The sequence below is a fragment of the Larkinella sp. C7 genome (assembly GCF_006149005.1).
Taxonomy (GTDB): domain Bacteria; phylum Bacteroidota; class Bacteroidia; order Cytophagales; family Spirosomataceae; genus Larkinella.
Genome location: NZ_VBSL01000030.1, coordinates 25,656 through 32,903, shown reverse-complemented (window position 1 = coordinate 32,903; position 7,248 = coordinate 25,656). Strand labels below are relative to the sequence as shown.

Here is a 7,248-nt window from a genome sequence, read left to right as displayed (position 1 = left end):
TTCATCTTGTTGTTCGTATAGAACTTGACGATTTTCTCTTTTTCAGGGGCAATGGTGTGTATGTACGTTTTAATTTCATCGTACATCTCCTTGGTATCGACGGTAATGCTGTCGAACGATTCGTTCAGCATGTCGCGGAGGATGGACGAAGCCCGGTTCATCTCGCCAATAATCCGGTCGCGGGGTTTGGCGTCGCGCAGGAGGGCAATCCCTTTTTCCCACTTTTCGAGGGAATTGGTCAGATCGCGATCCAGTTCTTCAACGTCTTTACCCTGCGCCACGGTCCGGACGATTACCCCAAAATTTTGCGGTTTTATCGACGACATCAGGCGCATCAGGCGCGTACGTTCGGCTTTATCCGTAATTTTTTTGGACATATTGACCGTACTGGCAAAGGGCACCAATACCAGATACCGCCCTGCAATGGAGATATCACAGGATAAACGCGGCCCTTTGGTCGAGATGGGTTCTTTGACAACCTGCACCAGAATGGGTGCATTCTTACTCAATACCTTATCAATTTTCCCGAGCTTGTCGATCTCGGGTTCCAGCTTGAAATTGTTCAGCCGGCCGGTATTGGCCCGTTTGGCGATAACGTCTTTCGTGAATTTGTTAAGCGAGTTAATGTTGGAGCCTAAGTCCAAATAATGCAGGAATGCATCTTTTTCATAGCCAATGTCGACAAATGCCGCATTGAGGCCCGTCACTAATTTTTTAACTGTTCCTAAGTAAATATCGCCGACGGTAAAGCTGCTGTCCGACTCTTCAACGTGATATTCCAGCAGTCTTTTGTCTTGCAAAAGTGCTATCCGATCACCTTTCTGAGTCGAACTAATGACTAATTCGTTACTCACAAGATGAATATGCGGTTAAGAGGCCCGAAAATATATAAAAAGGCCGGGCAATCGGTTCGTCGGCATCCAGGTTAAAATCCTGTTGCACAAGCGAATAAGTCCTCCGATTGGCCGGCCCGTATGGTAAAATTCGCCCGAAAGCGATCTACCTATTTTTTCTTATGGCGATTCTTTCTCAGGCGCTTCTTCCGCTTGTGGGTAGCAATTTTGTGACGTTTTCTCTTCTTTCCGCAAGGCATAATGGTAATTATTTTTTTATGGTTAAAAATGGTTGAATGGCGGGATGGTTAAAAATGGTTATGTGGTTTACACGGTTGGATGGTTCTGATGGCTAAATTTTTAACCATCATAAGCACTTTTTAACCATTCAAACCTTTTTAGCCATTTAACCCTCTAATCCATTCAATTTTACAAATTCTTTTCCAGCTCTTTCACGGCCGCCTGAATCGTCGGGTCTTTCTCCCGCTCTTTCACTTTGGCCAGCAATTTTCGAGCCTCTTCTTTACGGCCCATTTCACCCAGGCTGATGGCCAGGTAGAACTGCGCCTTGGTATTGTCGGGATGACTGACCAAAATGGCCTGAAACCGCTCTACCGCCCGGTTATACTGGCCGGAGCGCATCGACAGCAGACCCATGTTAAACAAGGCCAGTTCATTCGTTGGGTCTTCCTTCAGGACATCCCGCAGCAGCATAATCCCCTGCATCGGCGTTTCGGTCGAAACATACGTCATCGCCATATTTGCCTTGGCAGCCAGCAGATTAGGGTTGCTGTCGAGTGCTTTCTGATAAAACTCCCGGGTCTTTTTCCCCAGGTTCGCCAGTTTCTGATTGTCGACGGCAAACCCGTAGGCTTCATAATACAAATCGCCGGTTCGGAGAATGTTGGCTTCCGTTGGAGCCAGCGTCACCAGTTGTTCGGCAATTCGGGCAGCACTGTCATAGCGACTCACTTTCCGATAGGCCTGAATCAGTTCATTCCCCACAACCGGTTTTTGTTTCTCCTCCGCCGATTCAAAACGGCGGCTCAACCGGTTCAGTTCCTTTTGCTGTTCGGGCGTCAGACTGGCCGTGTGCAGATCAGAACGATCCGTACGCAGCACCGCCGTATCCCGCACGGCCGTTTCCGGATCCGTCGTCTTTTCGTTGGTCAATTTCCGGTCTTCGTTACGAACCACTACATTGGGCAGGCTGTATAAGCCCGCCGTCAATAGGATACCAACACCGATGACTAGAAAAATAGATTTGTTCATGATAACAGACATGAAATAGCGGACAAGAGAGACGAGATTCTTTTCTCTTGTCTACTATTTCATCTCATTGGTCTGAGTGATTAAACAGAAACGTTTTCGTTCCGTTTAACCTGGGTTTTAACTTGCTCAACAAACACTTTGGCCGGTTTGAAGCTCGGGATAAAATGCTCATCAATGACCATCGCCGTGTTTTTGGAGATGTTCCGGGCCACTTTACGGGCTCTCTTTTTGTTGATAAAACTACCGAACCCTCTCACGTAGATGTTCTCATTCTTCGCCAGATTATTCTTGATCACGGTAAAGAATGTTTCAATGGTGTGTTGAACATCTGCCTTGTCGATTCCTGTCTTCTCGGCAATTTCTGCGATTACGTCTGCTTTCGTCACGTTCGTACTAAACTTTAAGGTTCAATCAGTTGTTGAAAAAAAAGCCTCTCCAAATTGGGAGCACAAAGGTAGATTTTTCCTGTTAGAGAAAAAACACTCTACCTTGTTTTTTCTTCTCAACAACACCAAGTTACGAATTGTTTTGGATTGGTTTTCAGACTCCGACGACACAAGAATCGATTTTGCCGCTACCCTGACGGGGTGGTATGCGCATCACAAACGGGATTTGCCGTGGCGTCACACCCGCAACCCCTATTTCATCTGGTTATCAGAGGTTATTCTGCAACAAACGCGCGTAATTCAGGGCCGGCCCTACTACGACCGCTTCGTGGCTGCTTACCCCACGGTTCAGTCGCTGGCCGACGCCGACGAGCGTGAGTTGCTGCGGCTCTGGCAGGGGCTGGGGTATTATTCCCGGGCCCGAAATATGCACAAAACCGCGAAATACATCGCCGGCGAATGCGCCGGCCGGTTTCCGGAATCGTATGCAGAACTCCTGAAACTGCCCGGAATCGGCACCTACACGGCGGCCGCCATTGCCTCGTTTGCGTTCGATGAAAAAGTGGCCGTCGTCGACGGAAACGTATACCGGGTGCTGGCCCGGGTGTTCGGCATCGAAGAAGACATTACGACGACAACCGCCAAAAAGACCTTCTCGACCCTGGCGAACCGGCTGATTCAGCAGTCTGACAGTCCGGCGACCTACAACCAGGCGATTATGGAATTCGGCGCGATTCAATGTACGCCGGTTTCGCCCGACTGCCTTTTGTGCCCCTTGCAGCAGCAATGTCGCGCCTATCTGACGGGCCGGCAACGAATGTTACCAGTCAAAAGTAAGAAAACCGCCGTCCGCGAACGGTTTTTTAACTACATTGTGATCCGTCAGGGCGACCGCATTGCGTTGAAAGAGCGAATCCAGAAAGACATCTGGCAGCATCTGTACGATTTTTGCCTGATTGAAACCGAAGAGCCGATGGAAGCGTTTCGGGAATTACCGGAAGGAAGTGTGCTGAACTGGGTATTGCAGGAAGGCATTCTGAAAGGATTATCCGACGAACGAACGCATGTTTTAACCCACCAAAAGATCCGGGCCCGGTTCTGGCTGGTGGAGGTGCCGGAGGGTCGAAAAGTGGAGTTGCCAGACGGGTTAACTTTTTGTAAACCGTCTGAAACAGAACGTTTACCAAAGCCAATTTTAGTCGTGGATTATTTGAAAAGTCTTCGTTTTTAGCTACTTTTACTTAGTAAATTAGCATCCATTCACCATTTTATTTACCGTTTTATGGCAAGCATGAACAAAGTGATTCTGATTGGCAATGTTGGTAACGATCCTGAAGTCCGCTACCTGGATGGAGGGTCAGTGGTTGCCAAATTTAGCGTTGCCACAAACGAACGCTACACCACCCGCACCGGAGAGCAAGTCGACCAAACTGAATGGTTTCGGGTCGAAGTTTGGAATGACCAGGCTAAAACCGTTGAAAAATACGTCCGCAAAGGCAACCAGATTTATGTGGAAGGCCGTCTGAAAACTGAAACCTATACCGACCGCGAAGGCAAGGAACGTTTCTCGCTGACGGTTCGGGCCACGACGTTTCAATTCCTGGGCGGTCCCCGTCAGGATGGCGCTGAAGGCGGTGGCGAGTCCTACGCCGAATCGGCTCCGGCGTCCCGGCCACAGGCAGCTCCCCAACCAGCACCCGCCCGGCAACCGGCCCCCCAGCCACAGGCGGCTCAACCGGCCCCGCGGCCCGCTCCGGCAGCCCGAAAACCGGAGCCTGTTCCCGACGATATGAATAACGCAGGTGACGACGATTTACCGTTCTAAGCCCGTGTTTTTGTTCACCTATACGCAACTTCATGGATAGCGATCCACTCTCGAGTAAGGTGCTCCTGGCCGATGCCTGGGGCACCTATCTTAGTTTTTACGGCCCTTATGCCGCCATTCTGATTGTGTTACTGGCCCTTGCCGCCATTGTTTCCGCTTCTGAAGCCGCCTTTTTTTCCCTTTCGTCCGACGACCGCGCCATTTGCCGCAGCAGCGATGACGTCGCCGAACGCCGGATCATGAATCTGCTCGACCGGCCCCGGCGGCTCCTGGCTTCTCTTCTCATTTTCAACAACTTATTAAACCTGGCGATTGTCGTGATCGTCACCTACCTCGTCTGGAAACTCACCCAGCTCGACCCGACCTCCGGCTGGGTGCTGGCCAGTTTGACGGCCGTGTTGACCCTGACGATTGTGTTGTTCGGCGAGATCATTCCGAAGGTGTACGCCAGCCAGAACAGCCTGTCGGTGGCCCGCCGGACGGCACCGCTGGTAGCCCTGGCCTCGACCCTCTTCCGGCCTTTATCAGTGTTGCTGGTCAGTTTGACGAGTGTGATCGATCAGCGAATCCGGCGACGGGGCTACAAGGTTTCGATGGTGGAACTCAACCAGGCCGTTGAGCTAACCAGCCGTGAATCAACCCATGAGGAGCGCGAACTGATCAAAGGCATTGTCAATTTCAGCAACCTGACGGCCAAGCAGGCCATGCGGGCCCGGGTCGACATTACAGCTTTCCGCGAAGATCTGACCTTTACGGAATTGATGGCTCAGATCAACCAGTCGGGCTATTCGCGGGTGCCGGTCTATAAAGAATCACTGGACGAAATTGAGGGCATTCTGTATCTCAAGGATTTATTGCCGCACCTGGATAGCGACGATTCCTTCCGCTGGCAGACGCTGATCCGCCCGGTTTTCTTTATTCCGGAAACCAAAAAAATTGACGACCTGCTCCAGGATTTTCAGAAACGCCGGGTACACATGGCGATTGTGGTGGATGAATACGGCGGTACCCGCGGCCTTATTACGCTGGAAGACATCATCGAAGAGATTTTTGGCGACATCAACGATGAGTTTGACGAAGAAGAGCCCATTCCGTTCCAGCGCGTCGATGACCGGACGATTCGGGTGGAAGGCAAAATCCTGTTGACGGACATTTGCCGGGTTCTACAGGTTGATATTACCTATTTTGACGAGGTCAAAGGCGAAAGCGAGTCACTGGGCGGTTTGTTGCTCGAATTGTTCACCCGCGTTCCCCAGACGGGACAGGAGGTTAGCTACGGCGAATTTACGTTTAAAGTTCTTTCGGCCGATGATAAGCGAATCCAACACGTTGAAATTGTCAGACAGGAAACACTCAGTTAATCAGCAAGGCAATCGCTCGTTCTGGCTATGAACCAACCCCCTTTACCGCCCGATCTGTTCATTTTCCAGTGTTTCGCCGGCCCCGATGCCGGCAAAACCATCGTCCTGACGCCCCATGTCCGTTTGCTGCTGGGCACCGGAATCCAAAGCAGCTACCGGCTCAATGATCCGTATGTCGCCGAACAACACCTGAGTCTTTTATTCGACGGTGTCCGAATCCAATTTCATACCGTTGATAACCAATACATTCGACTCAATGGCGTACCGGCTATGGCAGGTGAAATGGCGTTGGGAATCGACGCGCTGCAACTGGGAACGTCGCTCTGGCGGTTGTCGAAGCCAACGCCGTCGACCACATCCGAAAACCAGTTTGCTGAACCTTTCCAGCGGTTTTCCAATTTCGCCGGGATCGACCAGCTCGACAAGGATTTCAGCCTGAAAGCCATTTTCTCCCGAATCGGCGAAAAACGGACAGACGACGACATCGAGAACGCCTTCACCGTTGGAACCCGGGAAACCACGCCCCCCCTTTCAAAAATCGCGGCAAACTGGCCGCAGCCCTGGCTTTTTGCCCGAATGGCCAGTGCTTCCCTCCTCATTTTCTGGGGATTATACATCGGTGCCGCGCAGTTCAGCAACATCATTGTCATTCCCGGATTGCTTTTCATCGGCGCTTTTGCCGTTCCATTTGCGTGCCTGATTTTTTTCTGGGAGATGAACGCTCCCCAGAACGTTTCGCTTTACCAGACGGTGAAGCTGCTGTTCATGGGCGGCATTCTGTCCATTCTGATCTCCCTGCTGTTTTTCAGCAATGTCAGCTTTCTGTCCAGTTGGCTGGGCGCATCGAGTGCCGGGATTGTGGAGGAGACCGGGAAATTGCTGACGGTTTTGGCCCTGATGCGGAACAAACGAAAATACCCCTGGATTTTGAACGGCCTGCTGTTTGGCGCGGCCGTTGGAACCGGTTTTGCCGCTTTTGAATCAGCGGGATACGCCTTTGTGGCGCTGCTGGAATACGGTTCCGTCGATGTCGCACTCGGCAACATTGTCGTGCGGGGCATTCTGGCTCCATTCGGCCACATCATCTGGACGGCCATTACGGCGGCTGCCATCTGGCGGCTCAAACGTTTTGATAAGTTCCGGTGGGAATTGTTGCAGGAAAAGTCGTTCATCCGGTTATTTCTCCTCGTAGTTGTCATGCACATGCTCTGGAACGCCGGTTTCGATCTGCCGCTGCTGCCGTCCATTTTTGGTATTCAGTTCAAACACATCCTTTTGGGAGTGCTGGGTTGGGTCATTGTGCTGAGCCTGATTCAGGAAGGGTTGAAGCAGATCAAAAAAGCGCAGAAAGAAGGCAACAGCGGATTAATCACGTATTGACATTTCTACGGAATGCGGTTTTTATTAGCCTACCGCGAATTTGATTTCAGGAACCAGGGGCTACAAAATGATTCATCCCTCCAGAATTTGTTATATTTTATCTCTTTCACCGCGTTAAACCCCACCCTACAAAATGATTGGCTGAATGGCTCATCCGATTCAGTTGTCTTCTATTTTCACAAACCTATACC

General features: G+C 50.9%; 7 protein-coding genes. 4 read left to right on the top strand and 3 right to left on the bottom strand.

Annotated elements, in window-relative coordinates; genetic code table 11:
• The 3 genes from FH871_RS30960 to FH871_RS30950 form a co-directional block, all read right to left on the bottom strand.
• On the bottom strand, positions 1-854 hold an 854-nt coding region (locus FH871_RS30960), incomplete at its 3' end, for a ribonuclease E/G (RefSeq protein ID WP_171063017.1).
• Positions 855-1,262: 408 nt separating this feature from the next.
• The gene (locus FH871_RS30955) at positions 1,263-2,105 is read right to left on the bottom strand and encodes a lipopolysaccharide assembly protein LapB (RefSeq protein ID WP_138995193.1); all 843 of its coding nucleotides are present in this window, start codon (positions 2,103-2,105) and stop codon (positions 1,263-1,265) included.
• A gap of 80 nt (positions 2,106-2,185) precedes the next feature.
• A complete protein-coding gene (locus FH871_RS30950; RefSeq protein WP_114408168.1) occupies positions 2,186-2,491 on the bottom strand; it encodes an HU family DNA-binding protein in 306 nt (101 codons plus the stop codon).
• 142 nt (positions 2,492-2,633) lie between these two features.
• Here FH871_RS30950 and mutY point away from each other — a divergent pair, with 142 nt between their 5' ends.
• Genes mutY through FH871_RS30930 form a run of 4 tightly spaced genes read left to right on the top strand, consistent with a single transcriptional unit; the run spans position 2,634 to position 7,057 of the window.
• A complete protein-coding gene (gene mutY, locus FH871_RS30945) occupies positions 2,634-3,722 on the top strand; it encodes an A/G-specific adenine glycosylase (protein WP_138995192.1) in 1,089 nt (362 codons plus the stop codon).
• Between the two features lie 51 nt (positions 3,723-3,773).
• Complete coding sequence (locus FH871_RS30940; protein ID WP_138995191.1) at positions 3,774-4,316, top strand: single-stranded DNA-binding protein; 543 nt, start codon at positions 3,774-3,776, stop codon at positions 4,314-4,316.
• A 32-nt stretch (positions 4,317-4,348) separates the two neighbouring features.
• Positions 4,349-5,677, top strand: coding sequence for a gliding motility-associated protein GldE (gldE, locus tag FH871_RS30935; RefSeq protein WP_138995190.1), 1,329 nt, complete (start codon positions 4,349-4,351; stop codon positions 5,675-5,677).
• A 27-nt stretch (positions 5,678-5,704) separates the two neighbouring features.
• Positions 5,705-7,057 (top strand): PrsW family glutamic-type intramembrane protease, encoded by a 1,353-nt coding sequence (locus FH871_RS30930; RefSeq protein ID WP_138995189.1) that lies wholly within the window; start codon positions 5,705-5,707, stop codon positions 7,055-7,057.
• The last annotated feature ends 191 nt before the right edge of the window (positions 7,058-7,248 follow it).

Coding starts and splice junctions, on each gene's coding strand:
- FH871_RS30955 (WP_138995193.1), bottom strand. CDS start 2,105: ATGAACAAATCTATTTTTCTAGTCATCGGTGTTGGTATCCTATTGACG.
- FH871_RS30940 (WP_138995191.1), top strand. CDS start 3,774: ATGGCAAGCATGAACAAAGTGATTCTGATTGGCAATGTTGGTAACGAT.
- gldE (WP_138995190.1), top strand. CDS start 4,349: ATGGATAGCGATCCACTCTCGAGTAAGGTGCTCCTGGCCGATGCCTGG.
- FH871_RS30930 (WP_138995189.1), top strand. CDS start 5,705: ATGAACCAACCCCCTTTACCGCCCGATCTGTTCATTTTCCAGTGTTTC.